The following is a 26,072-nucleotide window of genomic DNA, read 5'->3' on the forward strand; positions in this document are numbered from 1 at the left end:
AAAATTCGGCGCTCCAAGGAGGAACGCCATGCCTTCGCATCGATCTCCTATGCCGCGTCGGCGCGTCTACGCGGCGTCCGCCTGCATCCTCGCTTCAACCGGCTTGCTGGTGGCGGACGGTGTCAACGCCGGTCGCGCCGCTGACGGGTTCGACCCACTGCTGTCGCCCACGGGCAGCATCTGTGGACCGGTCGTCTCCGGCCCCCCCGAATTGTTGAAAGCGCTGATCCGCGTCGCGAACCAGACTGCGCCGCCAGCGGACGCGGCCGGCGGCGAGCCGCCGCTCTACAAGAACCTGGGCTCGCTCCAGTTCCGCATCACGACCCGCAACGCCCAGGCGCAGGCGTACTTCAACCAAGGATTGCGACTGGCTTTCGGCTTCAACCACGCCGAGGCGCAGCGTGCCTTCCAGGCCGCGCAGAAGCTCGACCCCCAGTGCGCCATGTGCTTCTGGGGCGAAGCCTATGTGCTCGGCACCAACATCAACGTTCCGATGATGCCGGAGGCCAACGCGCCCGCCATGGCGGCCCTGGGCAAGGCGGTCGCCCTCAAGGGCAACGCCACCGCGAAGGAACAGGCGCTGATCGGTGCGCTCGAAAAGCGCTATGCCGCGAATCCTCCGCCCGATCGCGCGCCGCTCGATGCGGCGTATGCCGATGCAATGAAGGCGGTCGCGACCGCCTTTCCCTCCGACAACACGGTGCTGACGCTCTACGCCGAAGCCGCGATGGACACGCAGCCCTGGGACTACTGGGAAGCCGGCGGCGCCAAGGCGAAGGGGCGCGGCGCGGACATCGTCGGCACGCTCGAGACCGTACTCGGTCGCGACCCGGCGCATGCGGGCGCGATCCATCTGTACATCCACGCGATGGAAGCGTCCACGAAGCCCGAGAAGGCCCTGCCCTACGCCAACCGCCTCGCGGCGCTGATGCCGGGCGCGGGCCACATCGTCCACATGCCCGCGCACATCTACTACCGCGTGGGCATGTACCGCGACTCGATGACGCTCAACCGCAAGGCGGCCCAGGTCGACGAGAACTACTTCAAGACCTCGCCGTCGGACCCGATCTACAAGACGGCCTACTACCCGCACAACATCCACTTCGTGCTGGTGTCGGCGCAGATGGGCGGCGACGGCAAGACCGCCGTGGAGTCGGCGAAGAAGCTGGACGCCTCGGTCCCGATGGAGCTGGTGAAGGCGTTCCCGATCCTGCAGCCGATCAAGTCCGCCCCGTTCGCGGCCCATGCGCGCTTCAGCGATGCGGACACCATCCTCCAGCTCTCGCCGCCGAGCGACGACGCCGCACTGGTCTCGACCATGTACCACTATGCGCGCGCCGTCGCCTTCGCATCGCAGAAGGACAAGGCCGGCGCGCAGAAGGAAATCGACGCCATCGAGAACATCGAGCGCACGGCCGACTACAAGGCCTTCGAGGCGTGGGCGCTACCCGCGAGGGAGATCATCCGCACCGCGGGCCTCGTGGCTGCGGCGCGGCTCGCCGACGCGAACGGCGATCTCGATACGGCGGCCAAGCTCTATTCGGACGCCATCAAGATCGAGGACACCATCCCCTACACCGAACCGCCCTACTGGTACTACCCGGTGCGACAGTCGCTCGGATCAGTGAAGCTGCGCCAGGGCAAGCTCGACGAGGCGCAGCAGGCGTTTCGCGATTCGTTGGTCCACGTGCGCAACAACGGCTGGGCGCTCGCGGGGCTGGTGGAGGTGGAGCGCAAGAGGGGCGACGCATCGGCCGAACGGGCAGCGAAGGGGGCCTATGAGCGCGCGTGGTTCGGGCCGCGTGGCGGGCCGGATCTGGCGCGGCTTTGAGGGTCGCTGTCAGCAGGAATCTATTCGAGAACCACGTCCGCCGACATCAAACGCGCTTTCGACACGGTGATGCCGAGCGCCTTGGCGGCCCGCTTGTCGATCACCAGTTCGAGCTTGGTGGCCTGCTCGAAGGGCATTTCGGCCGGTTTATCGCCCTTGAGGATCTTGTCGACGAGGGAGGCCGCACGCCTGAACATGGCCGGGAAATCCGACTGGTACGAGGCCAGGCCGCCTCCGGTCAGGAAATCGCGGCCGCCCCACACGGAGGGCATGCGCCGCTGCAGGCACAACTCGTTGAGTCGCACCCGATGCGTGTACGTGTTGCTATCGGCGAAAACGACGAGGCCACCAACCTGTTCGCGCGCCATGGCCGCAAACGCGCCCTCGAAATCGTCAGGCCCTCGCGCCTCATACACACTGATCTGCACGCCCAGCGTACGCTCCCACTTGGCGATCTCGCGGTCCAAGCCCGTGAACGGGCCCGCATTGGGATTGGCCAGGATCCCGATCCGGCGCACGGTTGGCACGAACTCGTGCACAAGCTGCACGCGCTTGGCGACGACCTCCTGTCCGTACGCGCTGATCCCGGTGATATTGCCGCCGGGACGCGCCATCGTCACCGCGAGGCCCATCACGATCGGGTTCTCGATACTTGCGGCAACCACGGGTAGTGTGCGGGTTGCATTCTTGGCAGCGTAAGTTGCGGCGGGAAACGCCGCGACCAGGACATCGAGTTCGAGCCGCAGCAACTCATTGGCGAGTTCAGGCAGGCGCTCGAATTTGCCGTCGGCTGACCGGACCTCGAGAACGATGTTCTGACCCTCGATGTACCCCAACTGGCGCAGACCCTGGCGAAATGGTTCGACAACCGCTCGCTGCATACCGGTATCGAGAGCCGGCTCGATCAGAAGCCCGACGCGAGCCTGGCGGCCCAAGACCTGGGCCAGGCTCCTCCGAGGCAGCGTCAGCAGAGGGAGCAGCGCGGCGCAGGCAGTTCGGCGCTTCAGCCTCCCGCTCGCATCGAGCGATCTGGAAATCATGATCTCTGCGCCCCCATGCATGCCGGCAGGCATCGGCTGGGACGGTACGCCTCGACATAGGGACCGTCAATCGGCTCACGCCGAGGATTTGCGAGGGGGCGAACGCGTCGGATCCGCTCAGCGCGCGTCTGCTTCGGCCGCCAGCCAGTGGTCCAGGGACGTCCTGCCCGTCCAATGTTTGCCGGCCGGGATCAACGAACCATCGGTCAGCGGCGCTCCGAAGTAGGTGGCGTCGTGGTCCGTCACGACTTCGCGTGCATCCTTCGCGGTTCTCAGCACGTGGCGGATCAAGTCATCCAGCGGAACGGCTTGCGGGCCTGCGATGTCCCTGATGCCGTTCAATGGTTCGTGGCCCACGACCTCGGAGAGAGCCGCCGCCACATCGGACGAGGCGATGGGCTGGAGAGGGCCGGTCGGCAGCCGCACCGTCTGCCCGCTGGTGTTCGCCTGGGCGATGGGCATCAGGAACTCGAAGAACTGCGTCGCGCGCACGATGGTGTACGGCACGCCTCCGCCTTCGATCAACGATTCCTGCGCCACCTTGGCGCGCAGGTAGCCGCTGGCGGGCGCGCGATCCGCTCCCACCACGGACAGCGCGACGAAGTGGCCCACTCCCGCGTTGGTGCTGGCCGCCAGCAGGTTCCGGGTCGAGTCCTGGAAGAACTGCATAACCTGGTCGTCTGCGAACGAGGGAGAGTTGGAAACGTCGACGACGACCTGCGCACCCGCCAGCGCCTGGGCGAGGCCCTCCCCCGTCACGGTATTGACGCCCGATGAGGGCGACGCCGACGTCACCTCGTGGCCGGCTTGGCGCAGCAAGGTCGACAGCTTCTTTCCGATGAGGCCGCTGCCTCCGACGATCACGACTTTCATGTCAGGTCCTTCAGTACGTTGTTGAGAGGTGGAGGACGGCAGCCCATTCGACCATCCATACCTGCAAGACGTGCGACGAAGGCCGGTTGTGACGGATCGGCGAAAAAAACTCAGTGGGGCCGATTCGCGGCGGCGGGATCCCCGCCGAGCGCGGCGACGATGCGTGCCAGCTTGTCGGGATTGCGCTGCGCGTGGATGCGCAGGATGCGCTCGCCATCGGTTTCGATGGCCTGCGCGGATTCCAGCTCGCCGTTGATGAAGCGCAGCAAGCCCCACTCCCCGTTGAGCATGACGACCTCGAAGTGCACCGCCTCGTGATGCCGCAGGCTCGTCGCATAGTAGAGCTGCGCGATGCGCTGGCCGCCCACCAGCGGCACGCCGAAGCTCGGCACCTTGCCGCCGCCATCGCCGATGAGTTGCGCGTCGTCGGCCAGCATGGCCTTCAGCGCGGAGAACTCGCCGCGCGTCGCGGCATCGGCGAAGCCCTGCAAGAGCCGAAGCTGGGTATCGCGAGGCACGACATGGCGGGGCCGCTTGTCCTGCAACTGCTCCTTGGCTCGGTGCACGAGTTGCCTGCACGCGCTCTCGCTCTTGCCGAGGGCCGCGGCCACTTCGCCGTAGTCCGCGTCGAATACCTCCCGCAGCAGGAAGGCCGCGCGCGCCTCGGGCGCGAGGCGCTCCAGCACGGCGAGAAAGGCGATGGAGATGTCGTCGGCACGCTCCAGCATCTGCTCGGGCGTGCTCGGCGAGTCGGACAGCAGGGGTTCCGGCAGCCAGGTGCCGATGTAGTGCTCGCGCTGGACCTTGGCGGAGCGAAGCCGGTCGATCGCCAGCCGCGTGGTGACTGAGACCAGCCACGCCTCGCTGTTGTCCACACGCTCCTGCTCTGCCTCATGCCAGCGCAGCCAGGCGTCCTGCACGACTTCCTCCGCCTCGGCGGAGGAGCCCAGCATGCGGTAGGCGATGCCCTGCAAACGAGGGCGCAGGCGCGTGAAGGTGTCGGTCGTATCGTTCATGAATGCCTAGACGTTCGGCCACCCCGGTTTGTGACAGCCGTCCAACCAGCCGCGGCTTTCGAATGCTATTGGCAGGCACACGAGGGCGGCTTGACGCACGAAGCCGCCGCAGTGTCGGTCGCCAGCACGCTGGAGCCGCCGACGCACAGCGCCTGCTTGAGCGCCGGACAGGCCGTCTCGCAGCTCGCGCACGCACCGTTGGCCGGTGCGGAGCAATGGGCCGGTCCGACCACCGTCTTCAGCAGCACGACGTCCGAGGAGGTCGTCGTGCATCCGCAGAGAGCGATGGCGATGAGAGCCGAAAGCAGGAGCGTCCTCATTCGCAGTCCCCTTGGTTTGAGTTGGGCCTGCATCATGCGCGAAAACGCCGGGACCGAGGCGACCTCCTCACTGCTCAACGGCAAACAACCGCCACTCCTCAGGGATTCCCTTCAGGCGCTGCATCCCTCGATCCAGAAATGACAGCCCGGAGCCCGCCACCAAATCCCTGACCGTGCTGGAAACAAGCACTTCGCCCGTCTGCGCATGCGTCGCCACACGCGCGCCCGTATGCACTGCAATACCTGCAACCTTGTCACCGATCACCTCACACTCCCCGGTATGAAGCCCCGCGCGGATCTCGAGGCCGAGCGCACGGACTTCGCGGGAGATGGCGCACGCGCAGCGCACTGCGCGAGCCGGGCCATCGAAGGTGGCAAGGAACCCGTCTCCCGCGGTGTCGATCTCCCGTCCCCGAAAGTGCTCCAGCTCGCGGCGAACCAATGCGTGGTGACTTTCGAGCAGATCGTGCCAGCCGCGATCGCCGAGGACGGCGGCGCGTTCCGTGGACCCCACGATGTCGGTGAACATGACAGTGACCAGAAGCCGGTCGGCCTCGACGCCGAGTCGGGCGCCAGTGAGGAACTCTTCGATCTCATCGAGAATGACGTCGCCATCGCAGCCCCACGGGACGTGATCGATGCCGTGAAGTTCGACCAGCTTCGCTCCGGCGATTTGCTCGCTCATGTACTGGCTTGCGCCGAAGTCGATGACGCGATCGTTTCGGCTGTGCAACAGCAGGGTGGGCACGCGTACTGCGGGCAGCACATGGCGGATATCGATATCCAGATTCATGCGCAAAACCGCCGCTGCAGCTGCAGGGCTGGCACTGGAGCGCAGCCAGCGCGCCCACCATTGACGGCACCGTTCGTCCCCGACCTGGCTCGGCCACCGTGTCTCGATGCCGACCGCGCCGCCCCAGTCACGCTCCACCTGATCGGCAACGACGAGCAATTGATCCCTCGTCAGGCCCCAGGGGTAGTCGGCCCCCCGAGTGCGCCTTGCGAAGGCACCGCACATGATGAGCGCCGAAGCGCGAGCGGGGTAGGTGGCGGCGAACAGGGCACACATCGCGCCGCCCTCCGAATAGCCGTACAGCGCCGCGCGCTCCGAGCCAACGGCGTCCATGACCGCCCGCACGTCGTCCATGCGGACTTCGAGGGTGGGCATGTCGCTGACGCGGTCCGACAGACCCGTTCCCCTCTTGTCGAACAGGATCAGTCGGGAGAACGAGGCCAGCCGCGTGAACATCCGCGCCAGCGCTGGCTCCTCCCAGAAGACATCGAGGTTCGAAACCCATCCCGGAACGAGCACGAGGTCTCGCGGGCCATTGCCGATCGTCTGGTAGGCGATGTTGACGCCACCGCTCTTCGCGTAGTGGGTGGTGGGAACCATGGAGTCATCCCCTGAGAGCTTCGGTCTTCCGGCGTTGCCGGTTTGAAGCTTGCCTGTTGTCTGCCGCTACGGCCGCGCAGGTTTTGAAGAAAGGTTACGCCCTTTCCCCTACCCCGTAAACGATGCCCACGCGCCAGCAAAGAAGCTCCATGCAAGCGAGCGCTCGCGACGTCTTTTGAACGACCCTTTCTTTGTTGCACATCAACAACGTGCTCCCCGAAGCCCCCTTGGCGTCGCGTTCATATTTGTAAAGAATTGCGCCTCTTTGTAGGCAAATAGTGCACAGTATTTGGAGGCTGAGGGTCGGAATCGTGCCTTGTTTGCCGTGCTCAAGCTACGTCATGGCAGTCCACTGCCAGCGTCTGGAGGGACCCCGATGAGCAAGCACGCGACGGAAGTCGAGGCCGTGTTCGGCCTCTATCAAGCTGCGGTGACGCCGGACCGGTGGCATGACGCCTTGTCATCGATCATGCCTCTCGTCGGCGCGGATTCGTTTCACTTCCTGGGCTGGAACAAGACCAAGTTCGAGACCGACTTCAACCTGTTTTCGAATCCTGAATTCGTGACGCAAGGCGAGAAGTATTCGGCCTATTACGGCGGCATCGATCCGAGAAGGCAGTTCGCCGAGACGATTCCGGTCGGGGAGCTTTTCCTGTGCCAGAACCTGTTCTCCGAAGCCTACGTCGCGCGCAGCGAGTTCTATCAGGACTTCCTGTTGCCGAGCGGCCACCGGTACATGATGGGGACCAAGACACTCAGCAACTCCAATCACGAGACCGCATTGGCGGTGCTTCGCAATGCGGATCGCCCGAGCGCATTCTCCGAAGCAGACATCGCGACCGGGCAGCGCCTCATGGCCCACGTCAGCAAAGCCTGTCAACTGTGGGCGCATACCGAATCCCTGCGCCTCGGCACGCATTTGTCCCGTGCGTCTGCCTTCGCGCTGATAGGTCTGGATTCATTCAGGCGCATCGTCCACCTGAATCCGGCGGCCGAAGCGCTGTTGAAACGCCGGGATTGCCTTGCGCAGCAGAATGGGTTTCTTGCCGCCCTTCTTCCAGACAATGCCAGCACGCTACGAGTAGCGATAAAGCGGGTGATGGACACAGGCTGCGCGGTGAACCTCGCCATTTCGGGGCTGCGCAGCGGGCTGGATTCATGCATGCTCCGAATCGCACGACTGGAGCGGCCCTCCGAATTCGGCCTCTTGCTCTCGAGCGCCGACGTCATGATCACAGCGCAGATGCGCGACGCTCCCGTGAACCTCACGCCGAGAATCCTGCATGAGACCTTCGGGCTCACCAAGGCGGAGGCTGCCGTGGCCATCGCCATGGCCGAAGGCAGAACGCCAGAAGAGCATGCGACAAGAACCGGGCTCGGGATGCCGACCGTCCGAACCCAATTGCGATCGGTGTTCGAGAAGACCCAGACGCATCGTCAGGCGGAGTTGGTGCGCTTGCTGCTGCAGATGCCATCGACCTGAGTCAGTCGAAGCTAACCGGAACGCGGCCACTCCGCTAGCATCCGGGCACTTGGCCTTGCCCTGTCAGCCTTTGGAAGGAGCGCGTCATGCCTGTCAGTCTCAATGGACCGACCGTCGGCCTCGGGGGATCAACGTGACGGATCTGACGCCGCCGCCGACTCCGCCTCGCCCTTCTCAATCGGCAAAGAACACGGCACCGGCGCCTGCAGAGGCGCCGGTGACTCTCGAGTGGCTGGGCTGGGTTGCCGAGCAGCATCTGCGCGGATGTACGCCCGAGTCCATGCTCGCATCGATGACCGCCGCGGGCCTCGAGCGGGAGACGAGTGCTTCGGTGATCGAGCTCGTGCCCGGTAACCCGATCTATGTCGCCGCCGAGCGCCAGGCACATCAGTTGCGCAAGCTGGAGTCCACGGTGGCCAACCTGCAGCGCCTTTGGGAGCTCGAGCCAACCTACGCCGCGGTGGACAAGCGCTCAGTGGTTTCGGACGCCGAATTCGTGTACCGCTATGTTCTCGGATGTCGCCCGCTGGTGCTCACCGGCCACGCGCGGGATTGGCCAGCCATGCAGCGATGGTCGCCTGCCGATCTCAAGACGAGGTTCGGAGGCTTCGACGTGGAGATCCAGGCCGAACGCCAGGTCAATCCTCGCTACGAAGAAGACAAGGGCTTGCATCGGCGCACCGTCCGACTCGGTGATTTTGTCGACCAGGTACTTGCAGGAGGGGCAACCAACGACTACTACCTCACTGCGAACAACGAGGCTTTGCGGCGGCCGGAATTCGCACCGCTGCTGGATGACATCGGAAGCCTGCCGCCGTATTGCAATCGCGCGGAGCTGGCCGAGCGCTCTTCCTTCTGGTTCGGTCCGGCCGGCACTGTGACCCCTCTTCACCACGACACGCTGATGCTCTTTCACACGCAGGTCGTAGGGCGCAAGCGCTGGAGACTGATCTCTCCGCTTCAGGGGCCGCGCCTCTACAACACGAACGGGGTCTTCAGTCCCATCGACCTGGATGCGGTGGATCTCGCGCAATTTCCCTTGTTCGAGGGAGTGAACGTGCTGGAGGTGGTGGTGGAACCGGGCGAGACGATGTTCCTGCCGCTGGGCTGGTGGCACCAGGTTCGCTCGCTGGACGTGAGCCTTTCATTCTCCTATTCGAACCTGGCACTGCCGATTGCAAACCAGTTCACGTACTTCGATCCGCGTCCCCGCACGATCCCGGCGGGATGATGCGGGGTACGGCCCGTCCGACCCCGATCGCGTCATCGCAGTTGCCGCAGGGCATCGAGCACCATGGGGTCGATGCCATCGCCCCGATGCTCCTCGACATGCGCAAGCAACTGCCGGCGCATGCGCGGCTCCCAGAGGCGCTGGATATGCACTGCTATGTCGGCGATGGCCTGCGGCCGGTCAGCGGGCCGATGGCCGGTCGGCGTCGCCTTGGTGGATACCCGCGGTTCGATCGCATGGCGCGCACTTCCAGCGGTCATCGTGCAACGGGGGCCTGACCTTCTTGTTCTGCACCCGTCCTGCCGGCTACTCTGCCGCCGACCACCTTTCACCTCGGGGCCGGCCCATGAATATCTCAGGCAGCACACGCGTCTTCCTCATCCTGGGCGACCCCGTGGCGCAGGTCAAGGCTCCGCAGGCCTTCAACCACCTCTTCCGTGAACACGGCGTTGACGCGGTGCTGGTCCCTGCCCACGTGGCGCCGGCGGACTTCGCCGCTTTTGCGACGCAGGCCTTGAAGGCGCGCAACACCGACGGCCTGTGGCTCACGATTCCCCACAAGAGCAGCATGATCCCGTTGCTGGACCATTGCGATGCGCTGGGGCTCGCGGCCGGCGCAGTCAACGCGGCACGCCGCAATGACGATGGGTCGATCGAAGGCGCCTTGTTCGACGGCGTGGGTTTCACCAAGGCCCTGGACCACTGGGCGATCCCGATCGAAGGGCGGCGGATTCTGGTGGTGGGAGTGGGCGGCGCCGGCGTCGCGATCGCAGCGTCGTTGGCAGCACGCCGCGCCGGCTGCGTAGCGCTCTCTGCCCGAAATCCCGGCCCTGCGATCGACGTGGCCGCGCGCTTGCGCGAGCGCTTCGAGTGCGAGGTGGTATCGGTCGCGACGCCCGACCCCGCCGGCTACGACCTGGTCATCAACGCCACACCGCTCGGGCTCGACCCCGGCGATCCGCTGGCTGTCGACGTCGCTCGGCTGGACGCCGGTGCCAGCTTGGTCGACATCCTGATGAAGAACCAGCCCACCCCGCTGCTGCGCGCCTGCGAGGCCCGGGGCATTCGCGCCTATCCCGGCTTCGAGATGCTGATCCAGCAGGTCCCCGAATACCTTTCGTTCTTCGGCATGGCGGACATCTCGCGGAAGGTCGCCGCGGACTTGTCCGGGGTGCGCGCACTGTTCGGCGCCTAAAGCAGCGGCCGCAGGGACTGCGCCGTTTCGCTCAAGGCCGGCACCAGCCTCGCGATGACCTGCTCGCGCGACCACGAGCGCATCTGCAGCGTGATGCTGATCGCGGCGACGGCAACGCCCCGCCGGTCGCGCACGGCCATGGCCACGCCGAGCAGGGCGGGATCGAGGTGTTCCTCGATGATCCAGTACCCCAGGTCGCGGGCTGCACGGACGTGCTCCAGGAAGACCGCCGGATCGGTCACGGTCTTCGACGTGAAAGCCGTGAACACATGCTCGCCGACCCAGCGCTGCAGCTTGTTGTCGTCGAGTGTCGCGAGCAGCGCCACCCCCGGGGTCACCACGTGTGCCGCGACACGCAGGCCAGGGTAGAAGCCGACCGACACCAATCGCGGGCTGTTGCTGCGCGAGATGTAGACCACGTCGTGGCCTTCCAGCACGCTCACATTGACGGTCTCGCTGGTGCGGGCAGAGAGGTGTTCGATCGCGGGCTGGACCAGGCGCGGCACGCGCGCCGCGTCCAGGAAGCTTTCACCGAGCCGCAGGACACGCGCCGTCAGCCAGAACAGCTTGCCGTCAGTGTTGGCGTAGCCGTGATGGCACAGCGTCAGCAGATGGCGGCGCGCCGCGGTGCGCGACAGTCCCGTGCGCGCAGCCACCTCGGAAGCGCTCATGCGCGAATGCGCTGCATCGAAGGCTTCGATCACCGAGAGGCCGCGAGCCAGGCCTTCGATATGGTCTTCCGGTTCGATCGGGAACGCATCGGTCGAACTCGTCGGGGAGGCATGTGCGGACATCCGTAGAAACCATCTAAACGAACGTTGATCGGACGGGTGCAGCCGCCAAGCGGTCAGTGCGCAAGGCGCAGTCATTGTGCCGGAATGGCGTGCTCGCTACGCTTGTCCTCCGCTTCGGATCCTCCGGACTTCTACCAAGGGAAATCGACATGCACCGCTCCATCGCCACGGTCTCGCTGAGCGGCACGCTGCGCCAGAAGCTCGAAGCCATCGCCGCGGCGGGCTTCGACGGCATCGAGCTTTTCGAGCCCGATTTCGTCCAGTTCGCCGGCAGCGCGAGCGAGTTGCGGACGATGCTGTCCGACCTGGGCCTCAGCCTCGATCTGTACCAGCCGTTCCGGGATTTCGAGGGCATGCCGCAGGCCCAGTTCGAGCGCAGCCTGGACCGGGCCGAGCGCAAGTTCGACTTGATGGAGGCGCTCGGCGCGCCGCTGGTGCTGGTGTGCTCGAACACTTCGCCCTTGTCGCTCGGCGAGGTCGATCTCGCCGCCGAGCAACTGCGCGAGTTGGCCGAGCGCGCGGCGCGGCGCAACCTGCGCATCGGCTACGAGGCGCTCGCCTGGGGCCGCCATGTCAACCGCTTCGGCCAAGCCTGGGAGCGGGTGCGGCGGGCCGACCATCCGCACCTCGGCCTGATCCTCGACAGCTTCCACACGCTGTCTCTGAACGACGATCCGTCCGGCATTGCGGACATCCCGGGCGACAAGATCGCCTTCCTGCAGATGGCCGATGCACCCCGCCTGGCGATGGACGTGCTGCAGTGGGCAAGGCACTTCCGCAACTTCCCCGGCCAGGGGCAGTTCGACATGGTGGGCTTCCTGGAGGTCGTGCTGCGTGCCGGCTACACCGGTCCGCTGTCGCTGGAGATCTTCAACGACATCTTTCGGGAAACACCGAACCGCCGCACGGCGACCGATGCCATGCGCTCGCTGCTTCTGCTGGAGAGCGAGGTCCGGGCGCGCCTGCCGTCCACGCAGGCGCAGGCCGGCCCGGTCGTCCGCACAGAGCTGTTCGATCCGCCAGCCATGCCGCGACTGACAGGCTTCCGCTTCCTGGAGTTCGCGGTGGACGAGGCCGCTGCGGCCGGGCTCGGCACCGTGATCGAGCAGATGGGATTCCGGCGTGCGGGTCGGCATCGCAGCAAGCAGGCCGTTCTCTATGCACAGGGCGACATCCGACTGGTGGTCAACGCGCAGGCCGAATCGCTGGCGCGCCAGCGATTCGACCAGCAGGGCCCGACGGTCTACGCGCTGGGGCTCGGGACGACCGACCCGGAGCTGGCGGCCAGCCGGGCCGCGGCCTTGCTCTCTGCACGCTTCGACAGTCCGATCGGGCAAGAGGAGCTCCGGCTGCCGGCCATCGTGGCGCCCGGCGGCACGGTGATCCATTTCGTGCCGGACCCGTCCAGCGTGGCTTTCGATCAGGTGGACTTCATTCCCGAAGCCGATGGCGACGAAGGCGCTCCGCTTCTGCAATGCGTGGACCACCTGGCGCTCGGGCTCGCCCAGGACCAGCTCGACAGCTGGGTGCTCTTCTGCCGCGCCGTGCTGGGGCTGTCGCCGGGGGACAGCCTGGAGCTGGCCGACCCCTTCGGCCTGATCCGAACCTGCGGCCTGGCCAACGCAGACCGCACGCTGCGCTTCGTGCTCAACGTCTCACTGAGCCAGCGCACTCGTACCGCACGTACCGTGGCGTCCAGCGGCAGCGGCGGGAGTGTCCACCACATCGCTTTCGGCTCGACGGACATCTTTGCCGCCGTCGAGCGGATGCGCGAACGAGGGACGCCCTTCGTGCCGATCTCCGCCAACTACTACGACGACCTGGCCACCCGCTTCGACATCGCGGCGCCGGTGCTCGAAAGAATGCGCACGCTCGGCATCCTCTTCGACCGCACGGCCGACGGCGACTACTTCCACATCTACACGGAAAGCTTCGGCGACAGGTTCTTTTTCGAGATCGTCCAGCGCGCAGGCGCCTACGACGCCTACGGCGCGCTCAACGCACCGGCGCGCATGGCATCGCAAGCGCAGCAGGCAGGCACGCGCTGATCGCCGGGCGGGGCTTTCTTATCAGGGATCACCCTTGATTGAATCGATCACCGGACAGGTTGTCCGCAAGGCGTGCGCACAGCGCTTGCCTTGTATTGCGGGGGGCCGGTCTCAGGACTAAGGTCTGCTGGCCCCGTGCTCTGTCATGCAGGCTGCCGTATGCCGGTCGGCAGCCCGAGATTCCCAATCGGCAAGGCGAACTTGGAGACATCGAATGACAAGTGCAACTGACCACGAACCGCATGGCACGCACCAGACGAAGAAGGCCACCGCCAGCGGCTGGATAGGCTCTGCCCTCGAGTACTACGACTTCTTCATCTATGCGACCGCCGCGGCACTGATCTTCCCGCAGGTCTTCTTCCCGAGTTCGGACCCCAAGGTCGCGATCGTCGCGTCGCTGGCCACTTACGGCGTCGGCTATGTGGCGCGGCCGATCGGTGCCTTCTTCCTCGGCCACTGGGGCGACACGCACGGGCGCAAGATGGTGCTGGTCATCTGCATGTTCCTGATGGGTTTCTCGACCGTGGCCGTCGGCCTGCTGCCGACCTATGACCAGGTCGGCCTGTGGGCGCCGGCGATGCTGGTGGTGCTGCGCCTGATCCAGGGCTTCGCGGTGGCCGGCGAGATCTCGGGCGCGAGCTCGATGATCCTGGAGCACGCGCCCTTCGGCCGGCGCGGCTTCTACGCCAGCTTCACGCTGCAAGGCGTCCAGGCCGGCCAGATCATGGCCGCGGCGGTGTTCCTGCCGCTGGCGCACTACATGCCGGCGGAGGCCTTCAACTCCTGGGGCTGGCGCATTCCGTTCCTGCTGAGCTTCATCGTCATCGTTGCCGGCTACATCATCCGGCGCGAGGTCGAGGAGACGCCGGCCTTCGCTGAAGAAAGCGCCGAGGGCGGCGTGCCCAAGGCACCCGTGATCCAGGCGGTCACCGAAAGCTGGCGCGACATGCTGCGCGTGATGCTGTGCTCACTGATGAACGTGATCCCGGTGGTTGCCACCATCTTCGGCGCCGCCTATGCGGTGCAGCCGGGCTACGGCATCCGCTTCGAGAAGGACGTGTACCTCTGGATCCCGGTGATGGGCAACATCGTCGCCGTGCTGGTGATCCCCTTCATCGGCAACCTGTCGGACAAGATCGGCCGCAGGCCGCCGATCATCATCGGCGCGCTGGCCTCGGGGCTGCTGTCCTTCGCTTACCTCTACGCGATCAGCATCCACAACGTGCCGATGGCGATCATCATGTCGCTGCTGATGTGGGGCGTGGTCTACCAGGGCTACAACGCCGTGTATCCGAGCTTCTACCCGGAGATGTTCCCGACGCGCACCCGCGTCTCCGGCATGGCCATCTCGCAGAACCTCGGCACGGCAATCACGGCACTGCTGCCGGTGCTGTTCGTGACCGTCGCGCCTCCGGGGGCCACCAACATCCCGTTGACCATCGGCCTCATCACGCTCGCCATCTGCGTCGTGGCGGCCATCTCGGCCTGGACCGCACGCGAAACCTACCGCGTGCACCTGAACGATCTCGGCGACAGGAACGCGGTGCCCGTGGCCAAGCAGGAGTACGACCGCATCCGCGAGCAGGCACTTGGCGAGAAGCCGAAGATGACCAACGCAACGGCCTAGCCCGCAGAGGAGAGCGCGATGTCCAGAGCTCCCGCGGCAGGCGACGAATTCATGATGCGCGACACCACGTCGCACCCGGCGGCCTTTGCGCCGGCCTACAAGACCAGCGTGCTGCGCAGCCCGCGCAACGCGCTGATCTCGCTCCAGCAGTCGCTGTCTGAAGTGACCGCGCCGGTGTTCCGCGCCGAGGAGCTGGGCCCGCGCGACAACGACCTGATCATGAATGCCGCGAAAGACCGCATGCCGGTCGGCGAGCGCATCATCGTTCACGGCTTCGTGCGCGACCAGTACGAGCGTCCCGTGGCGAACGCGCTGGTGGAAGTCTGGCAGGCCAATGCCAGCGGCCGCTACCGTCACAAGAAGGACCAGTACATCGGCGCCCTCGATCCGAACTTCGGCGGTTGCGGCCGCATGCTGACCGACGAGAACGGCTACTACGCCTATCGCACGATCCGACCGGGGCCCTACCCATGGCGCAATCGCGTCAACGACTGGCGACCGGCGCACATCCACTACGCGATCTCGGGCGACGGCTGGGTGCAGCGGCTCATCACACAGATGTACTTCGAAGGCGATCCGCTGATCGCCTCTTGCCCCATCCTGCGCATCGTTCCGAGCGAGGAGCAGATCCGCGGGCTGATCGCGATGCAGGACACGAGCGCCTTCGTGCCGCTGGACAGCCGGGCTTACCGCTTCGACATCGTCCTGCGCGGGCGGCGGGCCACGCTCTTCGAGAACCTCGTTCAGGGAGAAGCGCAATGACTGGCACTCTTCGCGAGACGGCGTCGCAGACGGCGGGCCCCTATGTGCACATCGGCCTGGCGCCGAACCAGGCCGGCTTCGACATCTTCGAGAACAACTTCGGCAACGTGCTGGTCACACCGCAGACGAAGGGCGAACGCATCCACATCGAAGGCATGGTGTTCGACGGCTCGAACACACCGGTGCGCGACGTGCTGATCGAGTGCTGGCAGGCCAACGCCGAAGGCAAGTACGACCACCCGGGCGACCGGCAGCCGGGCAAGAAGATCGATCCGGCGTTCCGCGGATGGGGCCGCGCCTGCAGCGACTTCGACACCGGCCTCTACAGCTTCGAGACGATCAAGCCCGGAATCGTGCAAGGGCGCAAGGGCCGCCCGATGGCGCCGCACATTTCGCTGTGGATCGTGGCGCGCGGCATCAACCTGGGCCTCAATACGCGGCTCTACTTCAGCGACGAGACCGAGGCCAACGCCAAGGACCCGGTGCTCAACCTGATCGAGTGGGAAGTCCGCCGCAAGACCTTGATCGCACAACGCGAAACGCGCGGAGACACGATCGTCTACCGCTTCGACATTCGCCTTCAGGGCGAAGGAGAGACGGTGTTCTTCGACATCTGAACGAAGCGCCCCGCGTGCTGCAACGCTCCGAAACCGACAACAACCCGCGAGGAGACGCGCCATGCCCAACATCGCCTATCGCAACACCGACGACCCCGAACTGGCGGAGCTGGTCGCGACGATCCGCGCGCGCCGGTCGAGCGGCAAGCTGCTGAACCTCGACCGCATGCTGCTGCACAGCCCCCAGTTCGCGCGCGGGTGGAACTCGATGTTCGCGGCGATCCGCAACCAGATGCAGGTGCCGCGCCACATCAACGAGCTGGCGATCTGCGCCGTCGCGCGGCTCAACAATGCCGACTACGAGTGGTTGCAGCATGCGCCGGAATTCCTCGCCGCCAAGGGCACGCAGGCGCAGCTCGACGCGCTCGACGACGTCACTTCCGCCTGCTACGACACCACGCTGTTCGACGACCGCGAGCGCGCCGCGCTGCGCCTGACACTCGACATGACGCGCCAGGTCGCCGTGCGTCCCGAGATCATCGAGCGGGCACGGGTGCTGTTCGGCGAGCAGCAGCTGGTCGAGCTGATGGGCACCATCGCCGGCTACAACATGGTGTCGCGTTTCCTGGTCGTCCTCGGCATCGATGCCGCCGGGGAGTGATGCCATGGCCATCGACACGCAAGCGCGCGACGACGAAGGCCTGGAGCGCCGCGCGGCGAACCATGTGCCGCTCTCGCCTCTGACCTTCCTCGAACATGCCGCGAAGGTCTATCCGCAGAAGGTGGCGGTGGTCCACGACGACCGCCGCATCAGCTACGCCGAGCTGTACGAGCGCTGCAAGCGCCTGGCCTCGGCCCTGAGCCGGGCCGGCGTCGGGCTCGGCGATACGGTCGCGATCATGGCGCCCAACGTGCCCGCGATGCTGGAAGCGCACTACGGCGTGCCGATGGTCGGCGGTGTGCTCAACACGATCAACACGCGCCTCGACGGACCGGCCATCGGCTTCGGCCTGAAGCACGGCAACGCCAAGGTACTGATCGCGGACCGCGACCATGCCGAGGTCGTGCGCGCCGCGCTCAAGGAGCTGGAGGCGCCACTGCTCGTGATCGATATCGTCGACCCAGGGGGCAAGAACGGCCATCCCGATTCGATGGCGGTCGGCGAGCTCGACTACGAGACCTTCCTCGCGCAGGGCGACTCCGAGTTCGCGTGGCAGCTGCCGGCGGACGAATGGCAGTCCATCGCGCTGAACTACACCTCCGGCACGACCGGCGATCCCAAGGGCGTCGTCTACCACCATCGCGGCGCCTACCTGAACGCGATGGGCAATGCGCTCGCCTTCGGCCTCACGCCCGATACCGCCTACCTGTGGACGCTGCCGATGTTCCACTGCAACGGCTGGACCTACACCTGGGCCGTGACGCTGGTCGGAGGCACGCACGTCTGCCTGCGGCAGGTCGAGCCGGCACGCATCTTCGAGCTGATCGGAAGCGAGCGAGTGACCCACTTCTGCGCCGCGCCCATCGTGCTGAACATGATGATCCATTCGCCGGCGAAGCCGTCCGCGCGCTACGCGCACGTGGTCGAGGTGGCGACCGGTGGCGCCGCACCGCCGAGCGCGGTGATCGAGCAGATGGAGCAACTCGGTTTCAAGGTCACGCACCTCTACGGACTGACCGAGACCTACGGCCCCGCCACGCTGTGCGCCTGGCAGCGCGACTGGGACGGCCTCGATCTCGGCGGGCGCGCGGGCAAGATGGCGCGCCAGGGCGTGGCCATGCCGACGCAACAGGAAGTCACGGTGCTCGATGCCGACACGGGGGAACGGGTGCCGAGCGACGGCGCGACCGTCGGCGAAATCGCGATCCGCGGCAATACCGTCATGAAGGGCTATCTGCGCAATCCGCAGGGCACCGAGGAGGCTTTCAAGAACGGCTGGTTCCGCTCCGGCGACCTGGCGGTGATGCACCCGGACGGCTACATAGAGATCAAGGACCGGCTCAAGGACGTCATCATTTCCGGCGGGGAGAACATCTCATCGCTGGAAGTCGAAGAAGTGCTGTACCGCCATCCAAAGGTGATGGAAGCCGCGGTGGTCGCCAGGCCCGACGAGAAGTGGGGAGAGACACCCTGCGCCTTCGTCGCGCTCAAGCCCGATGCCGGCGCTGCCACGGCCGAGGAAATCATCAAGTGGTGCCGCGCCAACCTGGCGAGCTTCAAGTGCCCGAAGCACGTGGTGTTCGGCGAACTGCCGAAGACCTCGACCGGCAAGATCCAGAAGTTCCTGCTGCGCGAGCAGGCCAAGTCCCTCTGAGCCGGACGGAGCAAACACCATGGCAGACCGTATCGAAAGCATGTTCAGGGTCGACGGCCGGCGCGCGCTGGTCACCGGCGCGTCCAGCGGGCTCGGGCGTCGCTTCGCACGCACTCTGGCGTTGGCGGGCGCCGAACTGATCGTCGTCGCGCGGCGCGCCGACAAGCTCGGCGGCCTGGTCGAGGAGATTGGCAGCCTCGGCGGCAAGTGCCTCGCGGTCAGCCTCGACGTGACCAGCGCGGCGAGCGTCCAGGCCTGCTTCAACGAGATCGAGCGATCGGCCGGCGGGCCCGCCGACATCGTGGTCAACAACGCCGGCGTGACAGTCACCAAGCCGCTGCTGCAGCACACCGAGGAAGACTGGGACTCGGTGGTCGGCACCAATCTCAAAGGCGGCTGGATGGTCGCCCAGGAGGCGGCGCGGCGTCTCGTGGCGGCGAAGAAAGGCGGCAGCATCGTCAACATCGCCTCGATCCTGGGCGAGCGCGTGGCGGGCGGCGTGGCGCCCTACGCGGTCTCGAAGGCGGGGCTGGTGCAGGCGACCAAGGCGATGGCGCTCGAGCTCGCGCGCTACGACATCCGCGTCAACGCCATTCTTCCGGGCTACGTCGTGACCGACCTGAACCGGGACTTCCTCGAGAGCGAGGCGGGCGAGAAGCTGCGCTCGCGCATCCCGACGCGCCGCTTCGGCCGACTGGAGAACCTCGACGGGCCGCTGCTGCTGCTGGCGAGCGACGCCGGCCGGCACATGACGGGATCGGTGCTGGCGGTCGACGGCGGGCATCTGGTGAGCTCGCTGTGAGCCGCGACAAGGAACCCTCCATGGCCAATGACAAGGACGATGTGGATGCGACGCAGGCTTCCGAGCCGCTCTATGGCTGGTGGCTCAACCTGATACCGACCCTGTTCGGCGCCGGCTCGCCCATGCCATCGCCGCCCGCCGACGAAACGGGCCCGCTGCCGTTTCCGCTGCCCCAGGTATCGCAGGCGCTGGCCATGATGCAGCAGTTGATGGGACCGATGTTCCAAGGCTATTTCCAGTCCCTGCTCGCGCACCCGAAGCCCGAAGAGGCCTTTATCGCCTTCCAGGCGCTGATGCAGGGTCAACTGCAGAAGCTCGCCGAAGGGTTGTCCAGCACCAGCCAGGCGCTGTCGTCGGGCGGCACGTCGGCGGCTGGCTGGAACTTGATGGGCCAGCCCATGGCGATGTTCGGGCAGGCGCTGCAACCGCTGTCGCTCAACCTCGAACGCGCCTATGGCGGCCTGGCCGACGCCTTCGGGCTCGCGCCCTCGCGCGAGCTGCAAGCCGCCGGGCGCGCCATGGCGACGGCGGCGCTCGCCAAGAAGCAGGCGCAGGCGGAGTACCTGAGCCTGATCGTCGCGGCGCTGGCCAAGGGCAGCGAGGGATTGATGTCGCGCCTCGCCGACATGGGCCAGAAGGGAGAAACCGTCGACTCGTTGCTGGGCCTGGTGCGGCTTTGGAGTCGCTCGGCCGACGAGGCCATGCACGCCGCCATGCAGTCGCCGAAGGCGCTGGAGGCGGCCGCCAAGCTGGTGCGCGCTTCGACGCAATCGCGCCAACAACAGCAACGCATCGTGGCGATTGCGAGCGAGGCGCTCAACGTGCCGACACGCGCCGAGGTCGACGACGCGTACCGCGAGATCCAGGAGCTCAAGCGCGAGATGCGGCGCCTGCGCAAGTCCATCGGCGCTGCGTCGGCGGATTCAATGCCGGAACCGTCCCCGTCGGCCCGGATCGCGGCTTCGTCCTCGCGTGCCGCCAAGCGCGCCCCCGCCGCAAAGCGCAAGACAAGCTCGAAGGCCACCGCATCATGAACGAACCCTCTGCAGCCCTGCCGATCCGCATCACCCCCGAGGCGCTGCTGCGCGAGATGCAGCAGGTGAGCGAGAAGCTCACGCGCGGCAGCCAGCGCCTCTCGGCCTACACCGAAGAGCAGTTGGCCATTGCCACCACGCCGAAGGACGAAGTGTGGCGGCAGGACATGGTGCGCCTCTACCGCTATCGACCCACCGTGGAGAAGCCCGCGCGCGTGCCGGTGCTGCTGGCCTACGCGCTGGTCGGGCGCTACCAGATGATCGACCTGGAGCCCGACCGCTCGTTCGTGCGCAAGCTGCTGGCCGAAGGGCTGGACGTGTTTGTCGTCGACTGGGGTTTGCCCACGCGCGCCCAGCGCTGGCTCACGATCGACGACTACGTCTCGGGTTATCTCGACGACTGCGTCGACCTGATCCGCGAGCGGCACGGCGTCGACAAGATCAACCTGCTCGGCGTCTGCCAGGGCGGCGTGTTCGCCACCTGCTATGCGGCGCTGTTCCCGCAGAAGATCAGGAACCTCGTGCTCACGGTGACGCCGCTCGATTTTCATGGCGACCTCGATCATCCAGAGGCGGGCGCCGGCTACATGAACCTGTGGGCCCGGTCGATGACGCCCGAGGACATCGACATGATGGTCGACACGATGGGCACCGCGCCCGGCGCGATGGTCGGCTTCTCGTTCCTGATGATGAACCCCGTGGGCAACGTCACCAAGTACACGACGGAGTTGGTGGACATGCTCGACGACGAATCGAAGATGCTCGGCTTCCTGCGCATGGAGCGCTGGATCGCCGATCGGCCCGGCCATCCAGGCGAGGTCATGCGCCAATGGTTCAAGGACCTCTACCAGGCCAACAAGCTGGTGAAGAGCGAACTGATGCTCGGCAACCGCCGCGTCGATCTCGACCAGATCCGCATGCCGGTGCTGAACGTGTATGCGACGGGGGACGTGATCATCCCGGTCTCCTGCTCGCAGGGCATGGAGGACCGGTTCGGCACCGACGACTACAGCGAGCTGTCGGTGCCCGGCGGACACATCGGCACCTTCGTCGGCGGCAAGGCGCAGAAGGTGCTTGCGCCGTCGATCGCCAAGTGGCTGAGGGAGCGCAATTAGATGAACCCGCCCAGCGGCAGCCATGTGCCGACCGAAAGAAGCCAGGACATCGCCGGGCGCGTGGAGGCGTTCGTCCGCGAGGTCGTGATTCCGTACGAGCGCGACCCGCGCCGCACGCGCCACGGGCCGGACGAAGCGCTCGTGCGCGAGCTGCGGGCCAAGGCGCGCGCAGCCGGCGTTCTCACGCCGCACATCCTGGCCGATGGCGGCCACCTGTCCCAACTCGAAACGGCGCTGGTGCTCCAGCGCAGCGGGCTCTCGCCACTGGGCCCGGTTGCGGTGAACACCGCGGCACCCGACGAGGGCAACATGTACCTGCTCGGCAAGATCGGCACGCCGGGCCAGAAGGAGCGCTTCCTCGCGCCGCTGGTGCGCGGCGAGGCGCGGTCCGCCTTCTTCATGACCGAGCCTGCGGAGGAAGGCGGCGCGGGCTCCGATCCGTCGATGCTGCAGACCGTGGCGAAGCGCCAGGGCGGCGGATGGCGCATCGACGGGCGCAAGGCCTTCATCACCGGTGCCGAGGGCGCCTCGGTCGGCATCGTCATGGCGCGCACCGGCAGCACCGAGACAACGCGCGCGACGATGTTCCTGTTCGACCTGCCGCATCCCGCGATCCGCATCGAACGGGTGCTGGACACCATCGACAGCTCGATGCCGGGCGGCCACGCGATCGTCGGCATCGAGGGCCTCGAAGTCGGCGACGACCAGGTGCTCGGCGAGGTGGATGAAGGCTTCCGCTATGCGCAGATCCGGCTCTCGCCGGCGCGCCTGTCGCACTGCATGCGCTGGCATGGCGCGGCCACCCGCGCCCAGGAGATCGCCACCGCCTACGCCACGCGGCGCAAGGCCTTCGGCAAGTTGCTGATCGACCACGAGGGCGTGGGCTTCATGCTGGCCGACAACCTCATCGACCTGAAGCAGGCAGAACTCATGATCGACTGGTGCGCCACCGTGCTCGACACCGGCTCCCTGGGCACGACCGAAAGCTCGATGACCAAGGTCGCGGTCGCCGACGCGCTCTTCAGGGTGGCCGACCGCTGCGTGCAGGTCATGGGCGGCGGCGGCGTGACGCAGGACACGATCGTCGAGCAGGTGTTTCGCGAAGTCCGCGCCTTCCGCATCTACGACGGGCCGACCGAGGTCCACAAGTGGTCCCTGGCCAAGAAGATCAAGCGTGACGCCCTCGGCGGGGGCAAGGCGTGAGCGGCGGCGACTGGGACGACGAGCGCCTCGGCGACTGGATGAAGGCCCACGTGCCCGGCTTTGCCGGACCGATCCAGGCCGAGCGCTTTGCCGGCGGGCAGTCGAATCCGACTTACCAGCTCAAGACGCCCGGGCGCTCCTACGTCCTGCGCCGCAAGCCATCGGGGGTGCTGCTCAAGGGTGCCCACGCGGTCGAGCGCGAGGCGCGCGTCATCGGCGCGCTGCGCAAGGTCGGGTTTCCGGTGCCGGAGCTCCACGGCCTGTGCATGGACGACGCGGTCATCGGCAGCTGGTTCTACGTGATGGAGATGGTGGAGGGGCGGATCTTCTGGGACTCCGCCTTTTCGGTGCTGCCCACCGCCGAGCGCGGCGCCTGCTTCGACGCGATGAACGCGACGCTCGCGCGCTTGCACCAGGTCGACTTTCGGGCGATCGGACTGGAAGACTACGGCCGCGTCGGCGGCTACGTGGCACGCCAGGTTCGCCGCTGGTCCACGCAGTACGTCGAGGACGAGGCCGCGGGTCGCAATGCCCATATGGACCGGCTCGTGGAATGGCTTGCGCAGAATGTGCCTGCGGACGATGAGACGTCGATCGTGCATGGCGACTACCGCGTCGACAACCTCATCTACCACCCGAACGAGCCGAAGGTTGTCGCGGTGCTGGACTGGGAGTTGTCCACGCTGGGCCATCCGCTGGCCGACTTCGCCTATCACGCGATGATGTTCCGGATGCCGCCAGAGATCATTGGCGGCATCCGGGGGGTGGACCTCGCCGCCGCCGGCTTGCCGGACGAAGCGGCCTACGTCGCGGCCTACTGCCGGCGCACCGGCCGGGCGGGCTTGCCCGCGCTGGACTACTACGTGGCGTTCAATATGTTCCGCTTCGCCGCGATCCTGCACGGCATCCGCGGGCGCCTCATCCGCGGGACGGCGGCCAGTGCCGAGGCGGCGGACCTGTCATCGCATTTCGAGCAGGTGGCCGAACTTGCCTGGCAGCAGGCCACGAAGACTGTGCCGGTGGTGTGACCGGGGGTGCGGTTCGGGCGGATCAGCGCCGACCCAGCATTGCATCCATTTCTTGCGAATAGATCACTGCGTTGCCAACAACGATTGCCAGAAGGCCGATGCAGGTCAGAGCGGTAAACATGGGGATTCCTTGGAGAAGCAAGCAAGGCTGATTATAGGGTTACTACCTATAGCCAACTGCACCAAGGGGCCACTCGCAGGCCAGCCTGCACTAGGCTTGCAGGAGCGTGCCGGGGACCGTATCGGAGTTCCAGCCGAATCGAGCGGCCGACGCCTGTCCAAGCCAAGGACTGCCTGCCCGCTGGTGTCCGACGAGGGCTGTCATGCCGGCATCCATCGCCGAACTGCGAGTTGGCAACGGGCCGCGCGAGTAATCGACGACGGAGTGATCCTCGCCACGCTCGCCCAGGTAGACGATCGTCCAGTAGAAGTGCCCTGCGCTGGGCTGGTCCACGATCAATTGCAGTTCCTTGGTCATCGCGACCGCTCCTGGGTAATGCGAAGGTAGGCATTGAACTCTCCAACAAGGGGAATGAGAAGTGACAAATTCACAGTCGGGCCAAACGTCACATTCTTTGACACTTGCGGGGCCGATCGGCCGGCACAAAAGCTGCGAGACGTTCCACCTTCGGCGTGGCAGACTCCGCCGACTGCGGCACCCCGACAGCGCCGGGGCTTCTTCCCAAGCATGAAAGCGACCCACCACCCATGGCCATTGCTCGATTCATCTTCGCGGCGCTTGGCGCTGCGTTCAGCCTGATTTCGGTCGCGCCGTCCTCGGCGCAGGACAGCTACCCCAGCCGTCCGGTCAAGGTCGTTGTCGCGCTGCCGGCCGGCGGCAGCGTGGACATGGTGGCACGGCTGGTCAGCCAGCAATTGGCGGCCGACCTGGGCCAGCCCTTCGTGGTCGACAACAAGGCCGGCGCTTCCGGCCAGATCGGCACGCCGCTGGTCTCGCGCGCGGCGCCGGACGGCTACACCATCATGGTGTCGCCCGCATCCTTCCTGACCACCAACAGGAGCATCTTCAAGACGCTGCCGTACAACCCGGAGACCGACTTCGCCCCTGTGACCAAGCTGGTCAACCAGGCCATGGTGCTGGTGGTGCGCGACAAGGCACGATTCGGGACCGCGGCCGACGTGCTGGCCGCGGCGAAGGCCAACCCCGGCAAGCTGACGTACGCTTCCTCGGGTGACGGGAGCCCGCAGCACCTGGCGGGACTCATGTTCGAGAGCCGCACCGGCGCCCGGCTGATGCACATCCCGTACAAGGGTGGCGCGCCGGCGATCACCGATCTGATGGGCGGCGTCGTGGACATGGTGTTCGCGCCGCTCCCGGAGGCTCTGCCGCATATCAAGGCGGGCAAGCTCCATCCGGTCGGCGTATTGAGCGAAAAGCGATCGGCTTCAGCGCCGGACATCCCGACGCTGAGCGAAGGCGGCGTCAACAACGTGGTGCTGTCGGCATGGATCGGGCTGCTGGCACCGGCCAAGACGCCCCAGCCGATCCTGGACCGGCTCGACAAGTCCGCGAAGGCGCTGCTTCGGGGCGACGCCAAGGCCAAGCTGCTGGAGGTGGGCATGGAGCCGGCGGCCGATGAAGCCAAACCTCTCGGACAGGTCATCGCGGAGGAGACCCGTCTCCATGCCGACTTGGTGAAAGCCGCCGGCCTGGTGCCGCAATAGGTCGGCAGAACGGCGCCCCGACATTTGGAACGCACTGCAAGGGCGGGTATCCGGAAGCAAGTTCGGCAACAACCACCTTGAGCCTCGATCTGGTCGGACTGCGCTCGCATAATGTCCTCGCCCAAACGTTGGGTCGACGAGGCGTTTTCATTCAATCTCCGTCAAGGAGGCCGCAATGAGCAAGTTTCTCGCAGTCACGATGGCCGGTCTGCTCGCGTCAGGCGCGTACGCCCAGAATCCTCCGGGCGCGTCGTCGCAGGAGCAGGTCATCACCAACACCAAGCCCCAGGATCGTGCCCAGGCAAAGGACAACGCACGGACGCAGGGGAAGGTCAAGCCGGTCGGCGGCGATGAGGTGACGTCGCCCCTGAACGACGATATCGGCTCGGGCAAAGCGGCGGCGGCGGGCCAGGCGGGCGTCAAGGCTCGCGAAGCCCGCGATCCGGGCAAGAACCCGGGCCAATACCCCACTCCACCCAACACGCCCGGCATGCCGGCGTCCAAGTAGGGCCAGAACATGGCCCGGCGCAGCGGTGCATTTGCATCCAGCGCATGGGTCACGCACTGAATATGCATTGGACTCGGTCCGCGTCCCTTGGAACAATCGCGGCAGCTCAGCGGCAATGCGGTGCATTGCCTTCGAGGCCGCGTCCCACCCTCGCCTGATGGTGCGACAGCCCAGGCTGTGCGGCTGACCCGTGCGCCAGCACCGCCATCAG

General features: G+C 66.3%; 25 protein-coding genes. 17 read left to right on the top strand and 8 right to left on the bottom strand.

Annotated elements, in window-relative coordinates:
* The first annotated feature begins 28 nt into the window (after nucleotides 1-28).
* Nucleotides 29-1,831: a hypothetical protein gene (locus QTI04_RS26215; protein ID WP_286618083.1), complete on the top strand. Its 1,803-nt coding sequence runs from the start codon at nucleotides 29-31 to the stop codon at nucleotides 1,829-1,831.
* Nucleotides 1,832-1,851: 20 nt separating this feature from the next.
* Here the strand turns inward: QTI04_RS26215 and QTI04_RS26220 are convergent, their stop codons facing one another.
* The 5 genes from QTI04_RS26220 to QTI04_RS26240 form a co-directional block, all read right to left on the bottom strand.
* Nucleotides 1,852-2,871, bottom strand: a complete 1,020-nt coding sequence (locus QTI04_RS26220) for an ABC transporter substrate-binding protein (protein WP_286618084.1) — start codon at nucleotides 2,869-2,871, stop codon at nucleotides 1,852-1,854.
* 117 nt (nucleotides 2,872-2,988) lie between these two features.
* Entirely contained in the window at nucleotides 2,989-3,744 is a 756-nt protein-coding gene (locus tag QTI04_RS26225) for an SDR family oxidoreductase (protein WP_286618085.1), read from the bottom strand.
* A 110-nt stretch (nucleotides 3,745-3,854) separates the two neighbouring features.
* Nucleotides 3,855-4,760: an RNA polymerase sigma-70 factor gene (locus QTI04_RS26230; protein ID WP_286600679.1), complete on the bottom strand. Its 906-nt coding sequence runs from the start codon at nucleotides 4,758-4,760 to the stop codon at nucleotides 3,855-3,857.
* Nucleotides 4,761-4,825: 65 nt separating this feature from the next.
* On the bottom strand, nucleotides 4,826-5,080 hold the full coding sequence (locus QTI04_RS26235; protein WP_286600677.1) for a hypothetical protein: 255 nt from the start codon (nucleotides 5,078-5,080) through the stop codon (nucleotides 4,826-4,828).
* Between the two features lie 67 nt (nucleotides 5,081-5,147).
* Entirely contained in the window at nucleotides 5,148-6,473 is a 1,326-nt protein-coding gene (locus tag QTI04_RS26240; protein ID WP_286600675.1) for an adenylate/guanylate cyclase domain-containing protein, read from the bottom strand.
* A 562-nt stretch (nucleotides 6,474-7,035) separates the two neighbouring features.
* Here QTI04_RS26240 and QTI04_RS26245 point away from each other — a divergent pair.
* Together QTI04_RS26245 and QTI04_RS26250 are read left to right on the top strand one after the other, a co-directional pair.
* Nucleotides 7,036-7,956, top strand: a complete 921-nt coding sequence (locus tag QTI04_RS26245) for a hypothetical protein (protein WP_286618086.1) — start codon at nucleotides 7,036-7,038, stop codon at nucleotides 7,954-7,956.
* A gap of 292 nt (nucleotides 7,957-8,248) precedes the next feature.
* A complete protein-coding gene (locus QTI04_RS26250; protein WP_286618087.1) occupies nucleotides 8,249-9,187 on the top strand; it encodes a cupin-like domain-containing protein in 939 nt (312 codons plus the stop codon).
* 32 nt (nucleotides 9,188-9,219) lie between these two features.
* Here the strand turns inward: QTI04_RS26250 and QTI04_RS26255 are convergent, their stop codons facing one another.
* Nucleotides 9,220-9,447, bottom strand: coding sequence for a formate dehydrogenase subunit delta (locus tag QTI04_RS26255; protein ID WP_286618088.1), 228 nt, complete (start codon nucleotides 9,445-9,447; stop codon nucleotides 9,220-9,222).
* A gap of 86 nt (nucleotides 9,448-9,533) precedes the next feature.
* On the opposite strand from QTI04_RS26255, the gene QTI04_RS26260 reads away from it, so the two are divergent.
* Nucleotides 9,534-10,382 carry a shikimate dehydrogenase gene (locus tag QTI04_RS26260; protein ID WP_286618089.1) on the top strand — a complete coding sequence of 283 codons (849 nt, stop codon included), beginning with the start codon at nucleotides 9,534-9,536 and terminating at the stop codon, nucleotides 10,380-10,382.
* Here QTI04_RS26260 and QTI04_RS26265 read toward each other — a convergent pair.
* Nucleotides 10,379-11,176 (bottom strand): IclR family transcriptional regulator C-terminal domain-containing protein, encoded by a 798-nt coding sequence (locus QTI04_RS26265; RefSeq protein ID WP_286600669.1) that lies wholly within the window; start codon nucleotides 11,174-11,176, stop codon nucleotides 10,379-10,381. The genes QTI04_RS26260 and QTI04_RS26265 overlap by 4 nt on opposite strands.
* 149 nt (nucleotides 11,177-11,325) lie before the next feature.
* On the opposite strand from QTI04_RS26265, the gene QTI04_RS26270 reads away from it, so the two are divergent.
* The 11 genes from QTI04_RS26270 to QTI04_RS26320 all read left to right on the top strand — a co-directional run bounded on the left by QTI04_RS26270 (nucleotide 11,326) and on the right by QTI04_RS26320 (nucleotide 23,667).
* Entirely contained in the window at nucleotides 11,326-13,224 is a 1,899-nt protein-coding gene (locus tag QTI04_RS26270) for a bifunctional sugar phosphate isomerase/epimerase/4-hydroxyphenylpyruvate dioxygenase family protein (RefSeq protein ID WP_286618090.1), read from the top strand.
* Nucleotides 13,225-13,438: 214 nt separating this feature from the next.
* Nucleotides 13,439-14,851 carry an MFS transporter gene (locus QTI04_RS26275; RefSeq protein ID WP_286618091.1) on the top strand — a complete coding sequence of 471 codons (1,413 nt, stop codon included), beginning with the start codon at nucleotides 13,439-13,441 and terminating at the stop codon, nucleotides 14,849-14,851.
* An 18-nt stretch (nucleotides 14,852-14,869) separates the two neighbouring features.
* Complete coding sequence (gene pcaH / locus QTI04_RS26280; protein ID WP_286618092.1) at nucleotides 14,870-15,613, top strand: protocatechuate 3,4-dioxygenase subunit beta; 744 nt, start codon at nucleotides 14,870-14,872, stop codon at nucleotides 15,611-15,613.
* On the top strand, nucleotides 15,610-16,230 hold the full coding sequence (gene pcaG / locus QTI04_RS26285; protein ID WP_286618093.1) for a protocatechuate 3,4-dioxygenase subunit alpha: 621 nt from the start codon (nucleotides 15,610-15,612) through the stop codon (nucleotides 16,228-16,230). The genes pcaH and pcaG overlap by 4 nt, the downstream gene beginning before the upstream one ends.
* Nucleotides 16,231-16,291: 61 nt before the next feature.
* Nucleotides 16,292-16,831, top strand: a complete 540-nt coding sequence (locus tag QTI04_RS26290) for a carboxymuconolactone decarboxylase family protein (protein ID WP_286600660.1) — start codon at nucleotides 16,292-16,294, stop codon at nucleotides 16,829-16,831.
* 4 nt (nucleotides 16,832-16,835) lie between these two features.
* A complete protein-coding gene (locus tag QTI04_RS26295) occupies nucleotides 16,836-18,485 on the top strand; it encodes an acyl-CoA synthetase (RefSeq protein ID WP_286618094.1) in 1,650 nt (549 codons plus the stop codon).
* A 19-nt stretch (nucleotides 18,486-18,504) separates the two neighbouring features.
* Nucleotides 18,505-19,287 (top strand): SDR family NAD(P)-dependent oxidoreductase, encoded by a 783-nt coding sequence (locus QTI04_RS26300; protein WP_286618095.1) that lies wholly within the window; start codon nucleotides 18,505-18,507, stop codon nucleotides 19,285-19,287.
* Nucleotides 19,288-19,307: 20 nt separating this feature from the next.
* Complete coding sequence (locus QTI04_RS26305) at nucleotides 19,308-20,321, top strand: poly(R)-hydroxyalkanoic acid synthase subunit PhaE (RefSeq protein WP_286618096.1); 1,014 nt, start codon at nucleotides 19,308-19,310, stop codon at nucleotides 20,319-20,321.
* Entirely contained in the window at nucleotides 20,318-21,436 is a 1,119-nt protein-coding gene (gene phaC / locus QTI04_RS26310; RefSeq protein WP_286618098.1) for a class III poly(R)-hydroxyalkanoic acid synthase subunit PhaC, read from the top strand. The genes QTI04_RS26305 and phaC overlap by 4 nt, the downstream gene beginning before the upstream one ends.
* Nucleotides 21,437-22,639 carry an acyl-CoA dehydrogenase family protein gene (locus QTI04_RS26315; RefSeq protein WP_286618100.1) on the top strand — a complete coding sequence of 401 codons (1,203 nt, stop codon included), beginning with the start codon at nucleotides 21,437-21,439 and terminating at the stop codon, nucleotides 22,637-22,639.
* Nucleotides 22,636-23,667, top strand: a complete 1,032-nt coding sequence (locus tag QTI04_RS26320; RefSeq protein WP_286600653.1) for a phosphotransferase family protein — start codon at nucleotides 22,636-22,638, stop codon at nucleotides 23,665-23,667. The genes QTI04_RS26315 and QTI04_RS26320 overlap by 4 nt, the downstream gene beginning before the upstream one ends.
* Before the next feature lie 211 nt (nucleotides 23,668-23,878).
* On the opposite strand, the gene QTI04_RS26325 is transcribed toward QTI04_RS26320, so the two are convergent.
* Complete coding sequence (locus QTI04_RS26325; protein ID WP_286600651.1) at nucleotides 23,879-24,145, bottom strand: hypothetical protein; 267 nt, start codon at nucleotides 24,143-24,145, stop codon at nucleotides 23,879-23,881.
* A gap of 230 nt (nucleotides 24,146-24,375) precedes the next feature.
* Here QTI04_RS26325 and QTI04_RS26330 point away from each other — a divergent pair, with 230 nt between their 5' ends.
* The gene (locus tag QTI04_RS26330; RefSeq protein ID WP_286618102.1) at nucleotides 24,376-25,353 is read left to right on the top strand and encodes a tripartite tricarboxylate transporter substrate binding protein; all 978 of its coding nucleotides are present in this window, start codon (nucleotides 24,376-24,378) and stop codon (nucleotides 25,351-25,353) included.
* A 175-nt stretch (nucleotides 25,354-25,528) separates the two neighbouring features.
* Nucleotides 25,529-25,861, top strand: a complete 333-nt coding sequence (locus QTI04_RS26335; protein ID WP_286600649.1) for a cell envelope biogenesis protein TolA — start codon at nucleotides 25,529-25,531, stop codon at nucleotides 25,859-25,861.
* The last annotated feature ends 211 nt before the right edge of the window (nucleotides 25,862-26,072 follow it).

Origin of the sequence: Variovorax sp. J22R115 (genome assembly GCF_030317005.1) — a bacterium.
In the GTDB taxonomy this organism is placed as follows: Bacteria; Pseudomonadota; Gammaproteobacteria; order Burkholderiales; family Burkholderiaceae_C; genus Variovorax.

What these genes read in the sequence shown, in the direction of transcription:
- QTI04_RS26235 (WP_286600677.1), bottom strand. Translation starts at nt 5,080, where the DNA reads ATGAGGACGCTCCTGCTTTCGGCTCTCATCGCCATCGCTCTCTGCGGA.
- QTI04_RS26270 (WP_286618090.1), top strand. Translation starts at nt 11,326, where the DNA reads ATGCACCGCTCCATCGCCACGGTCTCGCTGAGCGGCACGCTGCGCCAG.
- QTI04_RS26225 (WP_286618085.1), bottom strand. Translation starts at nt 3,744, where the DNA reads ATGAAAGTCGTGATCGTCGGAGGCAGCGGCCTCATCGGAAAGAAGCTG.
- QTI04_RS26275 (WP_286618091.1), top strand. Translation starts at nt 13,439, where the DNA reads ATGACAAGTGCAACTGACCACGAACCGCATGGCACGCACCAGACGAAG.
- QTI04_RS26215 (WP_286618083.1), top strand. Translation starts at nt 29, where the DNA reads ATGCCTTCGCATCGATCTCCTATGCCGCGTCGGCGCGTCTACGCGGCG.
- QTI04_RS26265 (WP_286600669.1), bottom strand. Translation starts at nt 11,176, where the DNA reads ATGTCCGCACATGCCTCCCCGACGAGTTCGACCGATGCGTTCCCGATC.
- QTI04_RS26330 (WP_286618102.1), top strand. Translation starts at nt 24,376, where the DNA reads ATGGCCATTGCTCGATTCATCTTCGCGGCGCTTGGCGCTGCGTTCAGC.
- QTI04_RS26315 (WP_286618100.1), top strand. Translation starts at nt 21,437, where the DNA reads ATGAACCCGCCCAGCGGCAGCCATGTGCCGACCGAAAGAAGCCAGGAC.
- QTI04_RS26305 (WP_286618096.1), top strand. Translation starts at nt 19,308, where the DNA reads ATGGCCAATGACAAGGACGATGTGGATGCGACGCAGGCTTCCGAGCCG.
- QTI04_RS26230 (WP_286600679.1), bottom strand. Translation starts at nt 4,760, where the DNA reads ATGAACGATACGACCGACACCTTCACGCGCCTGCGCCCTCGTTTGCAG.
- pcaH (WP_286618092.1), top strand. Translation starts at nt 14,870, where the DNA reads ATGTCCAGAGCTCCCGCGGCAGGCGACGAATTCATGATGCGCGACACC.
- QTI04_RS26255 (WP_286618088.1), bottom strand. Translation starts at nt 9,447, where the DNA reads ATGACCGCTGGAAGTGCGCGCCATGCGATCGAACCGCGGGTATCCACC.
- QTI04_RS26325 (WP_286600651.1), bottom strand. Translation starts at nt 24,145, where the DNA reads ATGACCAAGGAACTGCAATTGATCGTGGACCAGCCCAGCGCAGGGCAC.
- pcaG (WP_286618093.1), top strand. Translation starts at nt 15,610, where the DNA reads ATGACTGGCACTCTTCGCGAGACGGCGTCGCAGACGGCGGGCCCCTAT.
- QTI04_RS26220 (WP_286618084.1), bottom strand. Translation starts at nt 2,871, where the DNA reads ATGATTTCCAGATCGCTCGATGCGAGCGGGAGGCTGAAGCGCCGAACT.
- QTI04_RS26260 (WP_286618089.1), top strand. Translation starts at nt 9,534, where the DNA reads ATGAATATCTCAGGCAGCACACGCGTCTTCCTCATCCTGGGCGACCCC.
- phaC (WP_286618098.1), top strand. Translation starts at nt 20,318, where the DNA reads ATGAACGAACCCTCTGCAGCCCTGCCGATCCGCATCACCCCCGAGGCG.
- QTI04_RS26240 (WP_286600675.1), bottom strand. Translation starts at nt 6,473, where the DNA reads ATGGTTCCCACCACCCACTACGCGAAGAGCGGTGGCGTCAACATCGCC.
- QTI04_RS26335 (WP_286600649.1), top strand. Translation starts at nt 25,529, where the DNA reads ATGAGCAAGTTTCTCGCAGTCACGATGGCCGGTCTGCTCGCGTCAGGC.
- QTI04_RS26300 (WP_286618095.1), top strand. Translation starts at nt 18,505, where the DNA reads ATGGCAGACCGTATCGAAAGCATGTTCAGGGTCGACGGCCGGCGCGCG.
- QTI04_RS26250 (WP_286618087.1), top strand. Translation starts at nt 8,249, where the DNA reads ATGACCGCCGCGGGCCTCGAGCGGGAGACGAGTGCTTCGGTGATCGAG.
- QTI04_RS26290 (WP_286600660.1), top strand. Translation starts at nt 16,292, where the DNA reads ATGCCCAACATCGCCTATCGCAACACCGACGACCCCGAACTGGCGGAG.
- QTI04_RS26295 (WP_286618094.1), top strand. Translation starts at nt 16,836, where the DNA reads ATGGCCATCGACACGCAAGCGCGCGACGACGAAGGCCTGGAGCGCCGC.